Below are 14,588 nucleotides of genomic sequence, written 5' to 3'. Positions count from 1 at the left end.
CCGTGCGCGCCTCTGTCGAGGTCGCCGACATCTTCCGCGCGGCGGGCCCCGCCTACCGGGCCGACCATGCAGGACACCTGAGCCTCACCCAACTCAAGGTCATGTCGGCGATCGAGCAGTGTCGCACCGCGGCCCTCGGTGGTCACGTCGAGGCTTGCGAGGACTGCGGCCAGTGGCGGATCGCCTATAACTCCTGCCGCAACCGGCACTGTCCGAAGTGTCAGGGTGCCGCGGCGCGGACATGGCTTGCCGAGCGCGAGGCCGACCTGCTGCCGGTCGGCTACTTCCACGTCGTGTTCACGCTGCCCGCCGAGGTCGCCCACATCGGGTTCCAGAACATAGCGGCAGTCTACGACCTGCTGTTCAAGGCGGCATCGGAGACGATGCTGACCATCGCGGCGGATCCAAAGCATCTCGGCGCGCGCATCGGCATCACCGCCGTGCTCCACACATGGGGATCGGCGATGACGCACCATCCGCATGTCCACATGATCGTGCCGGGTGGCGGCATCGCGTCAGACGGAAGCCGATGGGTATCGTCGCGCCCGGCCTTCCTGCTCCCGGTACGGGTACTAGGCAAGCTGTTCCGCCGGCTGTTCCTCACTCGGTTGCTCGGGCTGCACGATACCGGCAGGCTTACCTTCTTCGGATCGATGGCGCACTTCACCGACCGGCGGGCATTTCAGCGGCACCTGGCCCCCGTCCGGAAGAAGCGCTGGGTGGTTTATGCCAAGGCGCCCTTCGCCGGGCCTCAAGCCGTGCTTGCCTATCTGTCGCGCTACACCCATCGGGTCGCGATCTCCAACAGCCGCCTCATCCGCTTCGACAAGGACAGCATCACCTTCCGCTACAAGGACTATCGCCGCCACAGCGCCGACCGTCAGCAGGTGATGACGCTCGCAACCGACGAGTTCATCCGCCGCTTCCTCATCCATGTCCTGCCGCGTGGCTTCCACCGCATTCGGCACTACGGCCTCCTCGCCGGCTCCGCCCGCAAGGCCAGCCTCGCGCTCGCTCGCGAACTGCTGAACGTCGCCGCGCCACCTGATGACGATACCCCAGACGAACCGGACGACTTCCGCCCGCCATGCCCATGCTGCGGCGGACGCATGATTATCATCGAGATGTTCGAACGGTGGAGGCAGCCGCGTGGACCGCCGGACAAAACCACACCGAACCGGGAGACCACCCCATGACCCGGCATGAAATGATCCGGCCTCCAGCCGCAGGCACTCAGCCTCAGGCAACGAACCCACACGAGTCTATGCCGATGATCGACATTGAAGCAGGCGCGTCCCGCCGCGCGACGTGCCAACAACACGGCGCAAGGGCACAACAAAATCGTCTGTCCCCATCCACCTGGTCCTTCCTGACGGCGCTCGCGCCACCGACGCCACTGGCGGAAATCTGAAATCCCCATAGCCATCGCCATCGCCTGTGGACCGCGGGTTCCTTCCTCGGGGACTTTCGTACGCCTGCCGGCGCCCGAAACTCTTCACGATTCCAGCCGCCAGCCTCGAAATGCGCTGCGTCGGCTTCTGGGCGCCAGTTGCCACCTGCGTTCGCAGGAAAGTCTCCGCTAAGCACACCGAACGCAAAAGACGGGTTGAGATGGCATCCCGCAATGGTTATCTGGTGCCCATCACCAGCGGCCCCCGCAAGCAACAAGGCGCATCCAGGCATGATCCCAGAATTCCTCGTCACCCATTCCGGTGGCTTCCATGCCGACGAGCTGTTGTCCAGCGTTATCCTCACCCGGCTTTTCCCGCAGGCGCGTCTCATCCGCAGCCGGGCGCCGGAATGGCTCGCACCCGGTGCAGACCGCATCATTTACGATGTCGGCGGCGCCTATGATCCTGATGCGCGCATCTTCGATCACCATCAGCGCGGTGCGCCGCTGCGCGACGACGGCCAGCCCTACAGTTCGTTCGGATTGATCTGGAAGCACTATGGCCGCGACTACCTCGCCGCTTCCGGCGTTCCGGAAGCGCATGTCGAGACGATCCATGGCTCTTTCGATGCCAGCTTCGTGCTGCCGGTTGATCTGGTGGACAATGGAGCGCTCAGCCCCGCCGTTGCCGGGAAGCTGGCGGGGCTCACCTTGCCTGCACTACTGGAAACCTTGAAGCCCGTTTTCGACGAGACCGATCCTGAAGCCGACGATCACGCTTTCCACGCGGCATTCGCCATTGCCCGCAGTTTTGTCGAGGCAAGGATCGCCCAAAGTGCTGCAAAGCTGCGGGCCGAGGCGCTGGTGCACCAGGCCATTGTGGATGCGGGCGAAGCGCGCATCCTGGAGCTGCCGATGGGAATGCCGTTCCGTCCCGCCATCGTCAAGGCGGGCGCCGATCACCTGCTGTTCGTCGTTCATCCGCGCGACAAGGATTGGTGCCTGACCACCATCCGCCGCGCCGACGAAGGCTTTGAGGCGCGGGCCGATCTGCCGGCCGCCTGGGCTGGTCTGACCAATGGTGATCTGGAGGCGGCGTGCGGGGTGAAGGGGGCGAGCTTCTGCCATAACGGCCGCTTCGTTGCCGCCGCCCGGACCCGCGAGGCTGCTCTCGCCATGGCCGAACTGGCGGTAGATGAGGCTGTTTCCGCTGGTTCCGTCGAGGTGGCGGCGGCCGAGTAAGAAGCGCAGGCAAGCGCCTCGGCTACCTCGCCTTCGCCACCGCCCCGACCCCATCTGTCACCAGCGCAAAGTCCTTCATCTCCTCCGCCGTCAGATAATACAGCCGGTCCGGCGGCGTCTCGAGCGCGTGCAGCCATACGCCGGATTTGATGCCCATCTGTTCCAGATGGCGGCTGACGTCGGCGGTCGTGCGTTGCGCCTCGGACATCGCCTGTTCGGCCGAGAGTTTTTCCTTCGAGCCGTTGAAGATCTGGTGCACGCCGATGACGGCCCCTTGTTCGGCTTCGCGGATGACGCCGCCGGCCATGATGATCGGGCAGGAGGAGGCGCAGAGCGCGCCGCTTGCGACCTTGGTGCCGAGCTTCTTGTCGCGGATCAGCTTCGAGATCGCCAGCGCATCGCCGACAGCGCCGCCGGGGGAGTTGAGCAGCACGGTCTTGACATATTCGCCGCGCGCCTCGATCTCCGTGGCGAAACGTCCGGCGGCGCCCGGTTCGATCGAACCCTGCGCCGAGAGGATGCCGCCCGGCTGCAGCTCGAAGCGGATGGCTTGCTTCAGCGTTTGCGGATCGGCGGTAAGCTCGGACGGCGCATTCTGCGGCTCGCCGTCGGTCAGCGCCGGTGGCAGCACGGGGATGGTTTCCGGCGGGTCGAAACCGGACAGGTCCCGGTTGGCGGCGCTCAGTTCGTTCCAGTCGATGAGGATGAAGACGACGGCTGTGGCCAGCAACGCCTGGAAGACATGGCGCATCAGCGTGCCGTCATCGGCAGATAGCAGATAGGTTTTCAGCCTCTGCCCAAGACCCTCCAGTCGTGCGCGCGTCGTCATTTGCGCGATCCTTTCATTTACGCGGCCCCTTGCCGGAGAGGTCGAAGCTGGCGATGTTGGATTGCGCATCCGCTTCCGCAACGGCGGCTTCGATATCGATCCCATTTGCCCGCAATGCCTTCTGTACCTGCAGCGCTTCCAGCAACTCGGCTGCGGTGATGCGCTCGGCAAAGGGCAGCTTCTGCTCCTGCCGTCGCAGCGCGCCATGGGCGATCGACAGCATGAAGACGAGGACGGCGGGCAAAAGATCGATGGAGATGGCGCCGGCCCAGCTCGGAATGAAATCAGAGGCATAGCGCAGCACGGCGGCGGCCGACGAGAGCGGCACGAAGCGGCGTTCGTCGACCGGTTCGCGCGTCAGGATCTGGTCGGCTGCCTCCGACAGCACCTTGGACTGGGCGGCGACCGAGGTGCGGATGGTTTCCATCACCTGGTCCTGCCGGTTGGCGAGATCGGCCTCGGCGCCGCTTGCGACGGGGGCAATGAAGCCGAGCGACAGGTCTTCCGCCGCCCGTTTGACCGAGGCGGCGATGGAGGTCTGCTCCAGCGAGGTGATGGTGCCGGTCAGTGCCACGGCTTCGGCTGCGAATTGCTCGGCGCGCGGATCGATCGCGCCGGGCGCCGAGACCAGCGTGCGCATGGTGGCAAGATGGGCGCGGCCTTCGTCGAAGAGGGAGGTGACCCGCTCGCGCGAGGCCGAGATGCCGGTTTCGAGCTCCTTGAGCTGCGCCGCCATCTGGCCGAGAAGCTGGACGACGCTGCCGGCGCCGGTCGTGCCGGTCAGTGCGCCGCTTTCGCGCTCCTGATCCGACAGGCGCTGAAAGCGCTCGGAAGTGCGCTGGATGTCGGGCAAGAGGCTTTGCGCGGCAAGGGCATTCTGGTGCGCCCGGTCGAGATCGGCAGTGTAGTCCTCGACCGTTTCGGCCAGATGCTGTTCGAGCGCTGCCGAGCCGGCAAGGGCGGCGGCATTCAGCCAGCTTGCCATGGCGATGATCATCAGGCAGCCGAGCGCCATGATGCCGAGCATCGCGGTGCGTGCCGAAGCGCCGGTGATATGCGGATAGAACCGCGCCATATAGGTCCAGAAGGCGTAGATGGCGACGGAGACGGCGCTGGAATAGATCAGCGCCGCGAAGAAGACGGCGGTGGCCGAGCCGTCGAGGATGGAGCGGACCCCGAGATAGGTGTAGACGCCTGATGCGAGCGCCAGCACCGCCAGCGCAAAACGGGTCATGGTTTCGACGGCATCGATCCCGTCCTGCAAGCGATGCGATGCGCCAAGCGCCATGGAATTTCTCCGGCTGGTTTGGCTTAACAAACCCTTAAAATACCGGCGAAATCAAGGCTGCCGAATGGGCGGATTCCGCACCATTCGGCGACGGACGGGTGACGGTCGCTGATGCCCGACGCATGGCTTCCCGCGCTCCGGGCGTTGCTGAAGACCGTCAGGCCGGCATCGCCATGCCTCCGCGGCGGTGCATCGCCCAGGCCTGAAGACAGATGGCGATCAGGAAGATCACCGCCCAAATGGCCGTCACCGTTTGCACCGGGGCCGAGTCCGGGCCGTTGCCGATCGGGTTTGCGGGCGGCACGCGCGACAGCGTCTCGTTGATCGCCGGCACCAGCAGCAGGAAGAAGGTGAACGACATCGACAGCGCCTGCAGATAGCGGTTGAGGCGACCGAACCAGCCGATCCAGGCGATGATTAGCGAGAAGGCGACGGACAGCAGGGCAAGGATGCCGATCGCATGCCCCGCATTGAAGCCGCCGGTGCTCGACAGGCCGAAGGCGGTGAGGGCTGAAAGCACGAGCGTGATGACATAGATCCGCCCCGAGTCGGTTTTTGGAAGGATTGCCCCGTATTTTGAAAAGCCGTAGAGGCCGGCGACAACAGGCACGACGCTGATGACGGTATGGATAATGCCGAGCGTGGACAACGGATTGGCCATGGAAATTCCCCTCGCGTGATTGAACGATCTTCGAACGCCGAATGAAATATGCAGACCTGAAAACGCTTGGCGCCGGGACCTCGCGCATCGAAGCGATGCCGGCCGGAACCGCATAGAACTTATATGTCCAAGGCGTTTGCGCAATCGAAATTGGAGCAGCACCCGCGCAAATGGTAGCGCGCCGGCAATCTTTTTCCGGCCAGAGCGTGACTGACGGCGCTGCTAGACCGGCGACAACGTGTCGAGCGCTGCCTTCACCCTCTGCCGATCGGCCGGCGAAAGCGGCAGGATCGGTCTTGGCGGGTCGAAGTGGCTGAGATCGAGCAGATTTGCCGCGGCGTGAACGACGCGGTAGCTGCTCAATTCCCGAAACAGTGCCCAGAACGGCTCGAAAAGGCTGTTGATGCGCTGTGTTTCTGCGCGATCGCCGGCTTGCGCCGCCCGCATCAGCTTGACGGCCGGCTCAGGCAGCAGCCCGGCGATGACGCTGTACCAGGCAACGCCGCCGGACAGGACCGCATCGGCCGCGAGCCAGTCGCCGCTGTAGCCGATCGCGAAATCGGCGGGAAGCGCACTTTGCGTCGCCCGATGAGCGGCGGGCATGTCCGCGGCCGGCAGCGCAGGGTTTTTCACCGCAACGATGGTCGGGATCTCGGCGAGGCGCCTCAGAAGCACATTGCTGACGGAAAAATGCGTCGTGCCCGGATTGTTGTAGACGCAGACGGGCAGGTCTGTCGCTGCCGCGACCGCAGCGAAGTGCTCGAAGACTTCGTCGTCACCAAGCGGTGTGTAGGATACCGGCGCGAGCAGAAGCCCCTGCGCACCGGCATCCCGCGCGTCTCGGGCAAGGGCGATCGATTCGTCGGTGCGCAGAGCCCCGACGCCGACGATGATGGGGGTGCGCCCGCCAAGGCAATCAACAGCCGTTTTAATGGCCCGGCGTCTCTCCCCACGGCTGAGAAACATATAGGAGCCGGTGCTCCCAAGCAGGCCGACGGAATCGGCGCCTGCATCGGCGATGCGGCGAAGTAAGGCGCTGAGAGCGGCGCCATCGACGCGTCCATGGGGGTCGGCAGGCGTGATCGGGAAGGCGGAGAGACCACGGAACAACATGTATCATTCTCCTTGGAGAGGGCACCGCCGTCAGACATGACGGTTTGCCACGCTGGCGTCAACACGGGTGCTACGCCTGTGTCCACGCGGGATGGAACAATCACGCGCGAGAAGTATTTTCCATGGCTGTAGCGAAATTTGGCATGGCGGCGGTTGCCTGTTTCAGCGGTGGTCCCTATGTTCCGCCTCACCGATTTCTTTCATGAATTCCAGCCCGGCTTTCATGGACCCAGCCACGAAGAGGAGATACCATCATGGCTTTCGAATTGCCGAACCTGCCTTACGACTACGACGCGCTTGCGCCCTACATGTCGCGCGAAACGCTCGAGTATCACCACGACAAGCATCACCTCGCTTACGTGACCAACGGCAACAAGCTTGCCGAGGAAGCCGGTCTCTCCGGTCTGTCGCTGGAAGAAATCGTCAAGAAGTCCTACGGCACCAACCAGCCGCTGTTCAACAATGCCGGCCAGCATTATAACCACGTGCATTTCTGGAAGTGGATGAAGAAGGGCGGCGGCGGCACCGCGCTTCCGGCCAAGCTCGACGCGGCCATCAAGTCCGATCTCGGCGGCTACGACAAGTTCCGCGCCGATTTGATCGCAGCCGGCACCGGCCAGTTCGGCTCGGGTTGGGCCTGGCTCTCGGTCAAGAACGGCAAGCTTGAAATCTCCAAAACGCCGAACGGCGAAAACCCGCTGGTTCACGGTGCCTCGCCGATCCTCGGCGTCGATGTCTGGGAACATTCCTACTACATCGACTACCGCAACGCCCGTCCGAAGTACCTCGAAGCCTTCGTCGACAGCCTGATCAACTGGGACTACGTGCTCGAGCTTTACGAAGCCGCTGCATAAGTTTTCCGTTACGACGGACACGAAACCCGGCAGCGATGCCGGGTTTTTTTCCGGTCTCCATCAGCAACGTGGCGCCGCAAGCCCGGTGGCAAACGCTGTCAAAAGGTTCCTGCCAACCGGCCAGTCGCCGAGGCCGCTTTGGCCGTTAACGTGACCGGCCGCACCGATGCCGACGAGGCCGCTCCCCCACACTTCGGCCCGTTCTCTCGCATGGCCCGTCGTGCCGAAAGGATCGTTGCTGCTGGCAACGATCAACGAGCGCATGCGCAACGGACCGTCTGGTGGATCGGCGAAGCCGCGCGCCTCCTCAGGGAAGGCTTGCGTGCGGGGATCGGGAACCGCGACCAGAAACGCTCCGGCGACAGGCAGGGCGGATGCCTGCTGCCAATGCGCGACAAGAAGGCAGGCGAGGCTGTGCGCCACCAGTAACGGCGGAGCCGCCGACAGCTTGACCTCGCGCTCCAGCGCGGCGATCCAGTCCTCGAGGTCCGGCCGGTCCCAATCCGATGGCCGGAAGCGCCGCATCCGCGGATTTATCTTCTCCCAATGCGTTTGCCAGTGGCCTTCGCCCGATCCGCCGATCCCCGGCAGAATGATGATGTCCGTCATGGTCTCTCCTTGAAATATCTGGCCTTGAAATATCTGGCCTTGAAATATCTGGGCCAGTGCGAAGATGATGGACACGCGGGTGGTTTTGAATGAGAACCCATCGGAAAACGCTGCCGATTGACGATGGATTGAAGGTGAAACATGGGAACTGCCGAAACGGACCGGTCCGCGCTCGATCCGACCGACATCGCCATCATCGAAGTGATGCAGGAGAACGGACGCATCGCGATTTCGGAATTGGGGCGCCGGGTCGGGCTATCCCAGCCGGCGACATCGGAGCGGGTCAAGCGGCTGGAGGAGAAGGGCGTCATCTCCGGCTACGGGGCGCGCATCGACGCGGCGGCCCTGGGGCTCGGGATGATGGCGGTCATTCGCTTGCGCACGACGCATGAACATATTCGCGCCTGCCTAAAGCTGTTCGCCGAAATGCCGCACGTCATGGAGGTTCTGCGCCTGACCGGCGAGGATTGCTTTCTCCTGAAGGTGCTGGTTCCGACACCGGGAGAACTGGAGACGATCGTCGACACGATCGCCAGATACGGGGCGGTGACGACATCGCTCGTCCTGCGCAGCGAACCACCAAAAACCATCGGCCGCGCCTTGCTGCAACGGCTTTGAGCGCGCCGCCGATTGGTCGATACAGCCTCCCATGTGTCGATGGCGACGACACGTCCCGCATAAGGTGTCGATAAAATTCGATTCCATCGACATATTGTTCGGGACGAAAGGATCGTCGCGGTCCCCGCCGCCTTGGACCGATCAGCGCTCTTCGTATATCCGTTTCAGGGCGGCCAGCAACGCGTCCATCTCCGCGAGCGAAAAAAGGTCGACGAAACGCTGTTCATGGATGTCGATGAGCTTGCGCGCCCGGGTCAGCATTGCGCGTCCTTCTTTCGTCAGGTGAAGCTCCTGACGCCGGCGGTCGGCCGATGAGGGGCGGCGCTCGATCAGGTCGCGGGCTGCCAGCCGATTGACGAGTGCCATCATCGTCGCCCGGTCGGTTCCGAGCGTATGGGCGAGGTCGATTTGCGAGGTGCCCGGATTGGCTGCGACCAGTTCCATCACGGCGAGTTGCTTCTGCGTCAGGGCGAGGTCCGCCGTGGTTTCGGCAAAGTCGCGGTAGATGGCGACATGCGCCATGCGCAGATGAAAACCCAAGAGGTCGCCAAGCCGGCCGACGTCAAGCCTCGGCATTGCGTGAGCGTCGTCGCTCTCGACACCGTCCTGCGGTTTTTTGCTCATCGTTCTGCCCTCGCCTTGCCAGCCATCATAACCATCAAAACGAGCGGTTTCGTCAATAACCTATCGAGACGGGCAGGAATGTTTCCCGGCTGCATCCAGCAGCCCCTTGCATTCCGTCCAAAAAATATTAGTATGTGTTACATACAAATTAAATGCCTGGCGCGGAGGGGCGGCGGGCATGGGAGGAGAAAATGGCACAATCCTTCTTCGGGATGGCTTCGCCGGTGGAGTGCGGACTGGTAAAGGACGATCCAATCCTTTATCGCGCCCGCGTCGGGCCGGATCGTCCGGCCCTTTACGAGATCGCCACCGGCCGGCAGCTTACCTATGCCGGGCTCGATGCGCGCATCGCCCGTTGTGCTGGCTTCTTGACAGAGGTGCTCGGGCCGCGTCGGGACGGTGCGCGTGTCGCCATGCTGGCGCGCAACTCGCTGGAGTCGATCGTGCTTGCCTTTGCCTGCCAGCGCGCCGGCGCCGTTTACGTGCCGCTCAACTGGCGCCTCAACGCCGCCGAGCTGCGGCCGATCCTTGCCGATTGTACGCCTGCTCTGCTGGTCCATGACGAGGAATTTGCGGCAATGGCGGCGAGCGTTGCGAGCGCCGTTCCGCAGATGACGACGATATCCACCGCCGACGGGCCGGAGGGTCTCGCCGCGCGGATCGAGGCAAGTCATCCGGCCGTACCGGTGCCCGGCGATGGCGATGCGGCCTGCATCCTTCTCTACACGTCGGGCACGACGGGACAGCCGAAGGGCGTCATCATCACCCGCCGCAACGCCTTTTTCGCCGCCGTCAATTTTTCCTTCGTCGGAGAGATCGGTCCCGGTTCGGTTGCCCTGTGCGACCTGCCGTTCTTCCACACCATCGGGCTGATCGCGGTTGCCCGCACCACCTTGATGCTGGGCGGCACGCTTGTCATCTCCGACCGCTTCACGCCGGCCAGGACGCTCGCGGCGCTTGCCGACCGGGAGCTTGCCATTACCCACTATTTCGCCGTGCCGCAGATCGCGCTCGCGCTGCGCAACGATCCCGCCTATAGCGCCGCGGCACTGGCCGGCCTTCACGCGCTGTTCGTCGGCGGCGCGCCGCTCACGCAGGCGCTGATCGAAAGCTATCTCGCCGACGGCGTGGCCCTGGTCAACGGCTACGGCATGAGCGAGGCCGGAACCGTGCTGCATGTGCCGATCGACCGGCGCGCGGTTAAGGACAACCCCGGTAGCGCTGGTCTTCCGGCGCCATTGCTCGACATTCGCCTCGTCGACGAAGTGGGCCGCGAGGTCAAGCAAGGCGAGATCGGCGAGCTCTGGCTGCGCGGGCCGGCGGTGACGCCCGGCTACTGGAACAAGCCAGGGGAAACGGCCGCCGCCTTTACCGACGGTTGGTATCGCACCGGCGATCTCGGCCGGCGCGAGGCAAACGGCTTCTACCGCATCGTCGACCGGCTGAAGGACATGTATATCAGCGGCGGCGAGAATGTTTTCCCCGCCGAGGTCGAGGCAGTGCTCGCAAGCCATCCGGCCGTGCTCGACGCCGTCGTGGTTGGAATTCCCGACAGTCGCTGGGGCGAGTGCGGCTTGGCCTACATCGTGCTGCGGCCCGGCGCGACGGCAACGGGCGACGAGATTGCCGGTCATTGCGCGGCCCGGCTCGCCGCCTTCAAGCGCCCGGCCCGCATCCTCTTTGTCGAGACAATTCCCCGCACGGCCTCCGGCAAGGTGCAGAAACATGTTCTGCGCCAGTCCCATTCCGACGAAATCCTTCAACGACAAGCTTTGTGAAGCGGCTCCGGCCATTCACCCCGAAACCTATGGAGTAACCTTATGACTGAAGTGAAATCGCCGGTTCTGGTCGAATTCGACAATGGCATTGCCTTTGTGACCCTCAACCGCCCGGAAAAGCGCAATGCGATGAACCCGGCCCTGAACGCCCGGATGCTCGAAGTGCTCGACGAGCTCGAGGGTGACGACCGCTGCGGCGTTCTCGTCCTGCGGGGTGCCGGCGAATCCTGGTCGGCCGGCATGGATCTCAAGGAATATTTCCGCGACAACGACGGCAAGCCGCGCGACGCCACGCTGAAGGCGCGGCGGCAATCGGGCGGCTGGTGGAGCCGGCTGATGTATTTTGAAAAGCCGACGATCGCCATGGTCAACGGCTGGTGCTTCGGCGGCGCGTTCACGCCGCTTGTTTCCTGCGATCTCGCCATCGCCGCCGAGGAGGCGAATTTCGGCCTCTCCGAAATCAATTGGGGCATCCTGCCGGGCGGCAACGTCACCCGTGCGGTCGCCGAAGTCATGCGCCATCGCGACGCTCTCTACTACATCATGACAGGTGAACTCTTCGATGGGCGCAAGGCCGCCGAGATGGGCCTCGTCAACGAAGCCGTGCCGCTTGCAGACCTCGAAACCAGGGTCCGCAAGATCTGCGCCAGCCTGCTCGAAAAGAACCCGGTGACCCTGAAGGCCGCCAAGGACACCTACAAGCGCGTGCGCGACCTGCCGTGGGATCTCGCCGACGACTACATCTACGCCAAGCTGGAGCAGATGCTTTATCTCGACAAGACCAAAGGGCGCGACGAGGGGCTGAAGCAGTTCCTCGACGACAAGACCTATCAGCCGGGGCTCGGCGCCTACAAACGCGCCCGCTGAGAGAACGGGCCCGGCTCGCCGGGCCGTTCGCGGGCTGACCATCGGGAGGAGGAAAACAATGAAAATCCATGCCGCGGTGGCGCGTGCGCCGCATATGCCGTTTTCCCTGGAAAGGCTCGACCTCGAGGAACCGCGCGAGGGGGAAATCCTCGTCCGCGTCGTGGCGACCGGGGTTTGCCACACCGATATCGTCATGCGCGACCAGCATCTGCCGGTGCCGCAGCCGGTCGTGCTCGGCCATGAAGGTGCCGGCATCGTCGAGCGCGTCGGGCCGGGCGTTGCCAAGGTGAAGCCGGGTGATCACGTGGTCATGACCTTCAATTCCTGCGGTCATTGCCCGAGCTGCAACGATCACGAGGAGACCTATTGTCACGAATTCTTCCCGCGCAATTTCTTCGGGTCGCGCGCCGACGGTTCGAGCGGGATCTCCTGCGAGGGCGTGCCGGTCCATGGCAATATTTTCGGACAATCCTCCTTCGCCAGCCACGCTCTCTGCCATGAACGCAATGTTGTGAAAGTGCCTGAGGATGCCGACCTGGCGCTGCTCGGACCGCTCGCCTGCGGCATCCAGACAGGCGCTGGCGCGGTGATGAACGCCCTCAAGGTCGAGCCGGGCAAGGTGCTGGCGGTCTTCGGCATGGGCTCGGTTGGGCTTGCCGCGGTGATGGCGGCGCGGGTCGTCGGCGCGTCACGGATCATCGCCGTCGATGTCAACGAGACGCGGCTTGCGCTGGCCGCAGAGATTGGCGCGACCGACATCGTCAACGGCAGGGCAGGCGATGCGGTCGCCGCCATCATGGCGCTCACCGGCGCGGGTGTCGACTATTCCATCGATGCCTCCGGCGTGCCGGCCGTGATCGACCAGTGCGTGCGCGTGCTGGCGCCGCGCGGCACCTGCGGCATTGTCGGCGCTTCGCCCGCCGGTGCGACGCTGACGCTCGACCTCACGCATATCCTGTCCGGCGGACGCCGTGTCCGCGGCATCGTCGAGGGCGATTCCAATCCGGATGTGCTGATCCCGCTGTTGATCGATCTTAACCGGCAGGGCCGCTTCCCCTTCGACAGGCTCGTCACATTCTATGATTTCGCCGACATCAACCAGGCGGTCGAGGATTCGGAGAAAGGCATCGTGCTGAAACCGGTCGTGCGCCAGCCGGCCGTCTGATACCGTTCAAGGGAGGAAACAATGAACACCGTCACCCCGATCACTGCCGCCGACACCAGTCCCGAAGCCATGAAGGCGCTGCTTGCCCGGCAGAGGGCGTCCTTCCTCAACGATGGCCCACCAAGCATCGAAACCCGCGTCGACCGCATCGACCGCGTCATCGCCCTGCTCGTCGACAACAAGGACGCGATTTCCACGGCCCTTTCGCAGGATTTCGGCAGCCGCAGCGTCGAGGCGAGCCTGCTTCTCGACGTCTTCACCTGCGTCGGCTCGCTGAAATATGCCAAGGCCCATGTCGCCGAATGGCTGGAGCCGGAAAAGCACGAGGCATTGTTCCCGGACGCGGTGGCCGAGGTCGTCTATCAGCCGAAAGGGATCGTCGGGATCCTCAGCCCCTGGAATTTCCCCTATCAGCTCGCTTTGGCGCCGCTCGCCGGCATTCTCGCCGCCGGCAACCGCGCCATGATCAAGCCGTCGGAGGTGACACCGGCCTCGGCAGCGCTGATGGCGGAGCTGATCGCCGGCGCCTTCGATGAAACCGAAATCGCCGTCGTTCAAGGCGGCCCTGCCACGGGCACGGCCTTTACCAGCCTTGCCTTCGACCACCTGATCTTCACCGGCGGGACGGCGATCGCCCACCATGTCATGCGCGCGGCGGCGGACAACCTGACGCCGCTGACGCTTGAACTCGGCGGCAAGTCGCCCGTCGTCATTGGCCGCTCGGCCGATCTCGCCGATGCGGCGCGCCGCGTCATGACGGTCAAGACGCTGAACGCCGGCCAGATCTGCCTTGCGCCGGACCATGTCTATGTGCCCGAGGAAAGCGTCGAGGCCTTTGCCGAACACGCGGTCGCAGCGGTTGGCGCGATGTACCCGGCGCTGAAGGAAAATCCGGACTACACCTCGATCGTCAACGCCCGCCACCACGCCCGCGTCGTGGGCCTGATCGACGATGCCAGCGCCAAGGGCGCGCGCGTCGTCGAGATCAATCCCGCGGGTGAGAATTTCTCGCAGCAATCCGCCCACCGCATGCCTCCGACCCTGATCCTCGACCCCACGGAGGAGATGCGCGTGCTGCAGGAGGAAATCTTCGGGCCTGTTCTGCCGGTCGTTCCCTATCGCGACATCGCCGACGTCATCGACCGCATCAATGCCAAGCCGCGGCCGCTCGCTCTCTATTATTTCAGCCAGGATCAGGAAGAGGAGGCCCGCGTCCTCAACAATACGACCTCCGGCGGCGTGACGGTCAACGACTGCATGAGCCACGTCACGGCCGAAGGCCTGCCCTTCGGTGGCGTCGGCCATTCCGGCATGGGCGCCTATCACGGCAAGTTCGGTTTCCTGACGTTCTCGCATCCGCGCGCGGTCTATCACCAGAGCAAGATGGTGGAGGCGGAATATATGATGCGTCCGCCCTTCGGCGATGCCATGCGCGGCTTCCTGGCCGCGGCGATCTGCAAGTAACCGGAAAATACGCGCCGGACATTGACGCCGCTTGGCTGAGGTCCGGCGCGGCGGAGCTTCTTTCTCACTGGATTTGCGGTTTTCTC

General features: G+C 64.1%; 15 protein-coding genes. 9 read left to right on the top strand and 6 right to left on the bottom strand.

Going from position 1 to position 14,588, the window contains the following annotated elements:
* The first annotated feature begins 2 nt into the window (after positions 1–2).
* The 3 genes from ACSQ2Z_RS16390 to ACSQ2Z_RS16380 all read left to right on the top strand — a co-directional run bounded on the left by ACSQ2Z_RS16390 (position 3) and on the right by ACSQ2Z_RS16380 (position 2,632).
* Positions 3–1,196 carry an IS91 family transposase gene (locus ACSQ2Z_RS16390; protein WP_436081266.1) on the top strand — a complete coding sequence of 398 codons (1,194 nt, stop codon included), beginning with the start codon at positions 3–5 and terminating at the stop codon, positions 1,194–1,196.
* 74 nt (positions 1,197–1,270) lie between these two features.
* The gene (locus ACSQ2Z_RS16385) at positions 1,271–1,411 is read left to right on the top strand and encodes a hypothetical protein (RefSeq protein WP_436081265.1); all 141 of its coding nucleotides are present in this window, start codon (positions 1,271–1,273) and stop codon (positions 1,409–1,411) included.
* Positions 1,412–1,681: 270 nt separating this feature from the next.
* The gene (locus tag ACSQ2Z_RS16380) at positions 1,682–2,632 is read left to right on the top strand and encodes an MYG1 family protein (protein ID WP_436082158.1); all 951 of its coding nucleotides are present in this window, start codon (positions 1,682–1,684) and stop codon (positions 2,630–2,632) included.
* A 22-nt stretch (positions 2,633–2,654) separates the two neighbouring features.
* Here the strand turns inward: ACSQ2Z_RS16380 and ACSQ2Z_RS16375 are convergent, their stop codons facing one another.
* From ACSQ2Z_RS16375 to ACSQ2Z_RS16360, 4 genes are all read right to left on the bottom strand, one after another.
* Positions 2,655–3,461, bottom strand: coding sequence for an ATP-dependent Clp protease proteolytic subunit (locus ACSQ2Z_RS16375; protein ID WP_436082157.1), 807 nt, complete (start codon positions 3,459–3,461; stop codon positions 2,655–2,657).
* A gap of 13 nt (positions 3,462–3,474) precedes the next feature.
* Complete coding sequence (locus ACSQ2Z_RS16370) at positions 3,475–4,749, bottom strand: hypothetical protein (RefSeq protein WP_436082156.1); 1,275 nt, start codon at positions 4,747–4,749, stop codon at positions 3,475–3,477.
* Positions 4,750–4,906: 157 nt separating this feature from the next.
* Positions 4,907–5,410, bottom strand: coding sequence for a hypothetical protein (locus ACSQ2Z_RS16365; RefSeq protein ID WP_436082155.1), 504 nt, complete (start codon positions 5,408–5,410; stop codon positions 4,907–4,909).
* 222 nt (positions 5,411–5,632) lie between these two features.
* Complete coding sequence (locus ACSQ2Z_RS16360; RefSeq protein ID WP_436082154.1) at positions 5,633–6,523, bottom strand: dihydrodipicolinate synthase family protein; 891 nt, start codon at positions 6,521–6,523, stop codon at positions 5,633–5,635.
* 254 nt (positions 6,524–6,777) lie between these two features.
* On the opposite strand from ACSQ2Z_RS16360, the gene ACSQ2Z_RS16355 reads away from it, so the two are divergent.
* The gene (locus ACSQ2Z_RS16355; protein WP_436082153.1) at positions 6,778–7,377 is read left to right on the top strand and encodes a superoxide dismutase; all 600 of its coding nucleotides are present in this window, start codon (positions 6,778–6,780) and stop codon (positions 7,375–7,377) included.
* Between the two features lie 60 nt (positions 7,378–7,437).
* On the opposite strand, the gene ACSQ2Z_RS16350 is transcribed toward ACSQ2Z_RS16355, so the two are convergent.
* Complete coding sequence (locus ACSQ2Z_RS16350) at positions 7,438–7,986, bottom strand: RBBP9/YdeN family alpha/beta hydrolase (RefSeq protein ID WP_436082152.1); 549 nt, start codon at positions 7,984–7,986, stop codon at positions 7,438–7,440.
* 141 nt (positions 7,987–8,127) lie between these two features.
* Here ACSQ2Z_RS16350 and ACSQ2Z_RS16345 point away from each other — a divergent pair, with 141 nt between their 5' ends.
* Positions 8,128–8,604, top strand: a complete 477-nt coding sequence (locus ACSQ2Z_RS16345; protein ID WP_436082151.1) for an Lrp/AsnC family transcriptional regulator — start codon at positions 8,128–8,130, stop codon at positions 8,602–8,604.
* A gap of 141 nt (positions 8,605–8,745) precedes the next feature.
* Here ACSQ2Z_RS16345 and ACSQ2Z_RS16340 read toward each other — a convergent pair whose 3' ends face one another.
* Complete coding sequence (locus ACSQ2Z_RS16340) at positions 8,746–9,228, bottom strand: MarR family winged helix-turn-helix transcriptional regulator (protein ID WP_436082150.1); 483 nt, start codon at positions 9,226–9,228, stop codon at positions 8,746–8,748.
* A 191-nt stretch (positions 9,229–9,419) separates the two neighbouring features.
* On the opposite strand from ACSQ2Z_RS16340, the gene ACSQ2Z_RS16335 reads away from it, so the two are divergent.
* From ACSQ2Z_RS16335 to ACSQ2Z_RS16320, 4 genes are read left to right on the top strand one after another with little or no spacing between them, the layout of a single operon-like run.
* Positions 9,420–11,006 carry an AMP-binding protein gene (locus ACSQ2Z_RS16335; protein WP_436082149.1) on the top strand — a complete coding sequence of 529 codons (1,587 nt, stop codon included), beginning with the start codon at positions 9,420–9,422 and terminating at the stop codon, positions 11,004–11,006.
* A gap of 42 nt (positions 11,007–11,048) precedes the next feature.
* Positions 11,049–11,873, top strand: coding sequence for a p-hydroxycinnamoyl CoA hydratase/lyase (locus ACSQ2Z_RS16330; protein WP_436082148.1), 825 nt, complete (start codon positions 11,049–11,051; stop codon positions 11,871–11,873).
* Between the two features lie 58 nt (positions 11,874–11,931).
* On the top strand, positions 11,932–13,038 hold the full coding sequence (locus ACSQ2Z_RS16325; RefSeq protein ID WP_436082147.1) for an NAD(P)-dependent alcohol dehydrogenase: 1,107 nt from the start codon (positions 11,932–11,934) through the stop codon (positions 13,036–13,038).
* Between the two features lie 21 nt (positions 13,039–13,059).
* On the top strand, positions 13,060–14,502 hold the full coding sequence (locus ACSQ2Z_RS16320) for a coniferyl aldehyde dehydrogenase (RefSeq protein ID WP_436082146.1): 1,443 nt from the start codon (positions 13,060–13,062) through the stop codon (positions 14,500–14,502).
* The last annotated feature ends 86 nt before the right edge of the window (positions 14,503–14,588 follow it).

Source organism: Pararhizobium sp. LjRoot235 (genome assembly GCF_964254145.1).
Classification (GTDB): domain Bacteria; phylum Pseudomonadota; class Alphaproteobacteria; order Rhizobiales; family Rhizobiaceae; genus Pararhizobium.
This window is presented reverse-complemented; position numbering and strand designations above follow the sequence as displayed.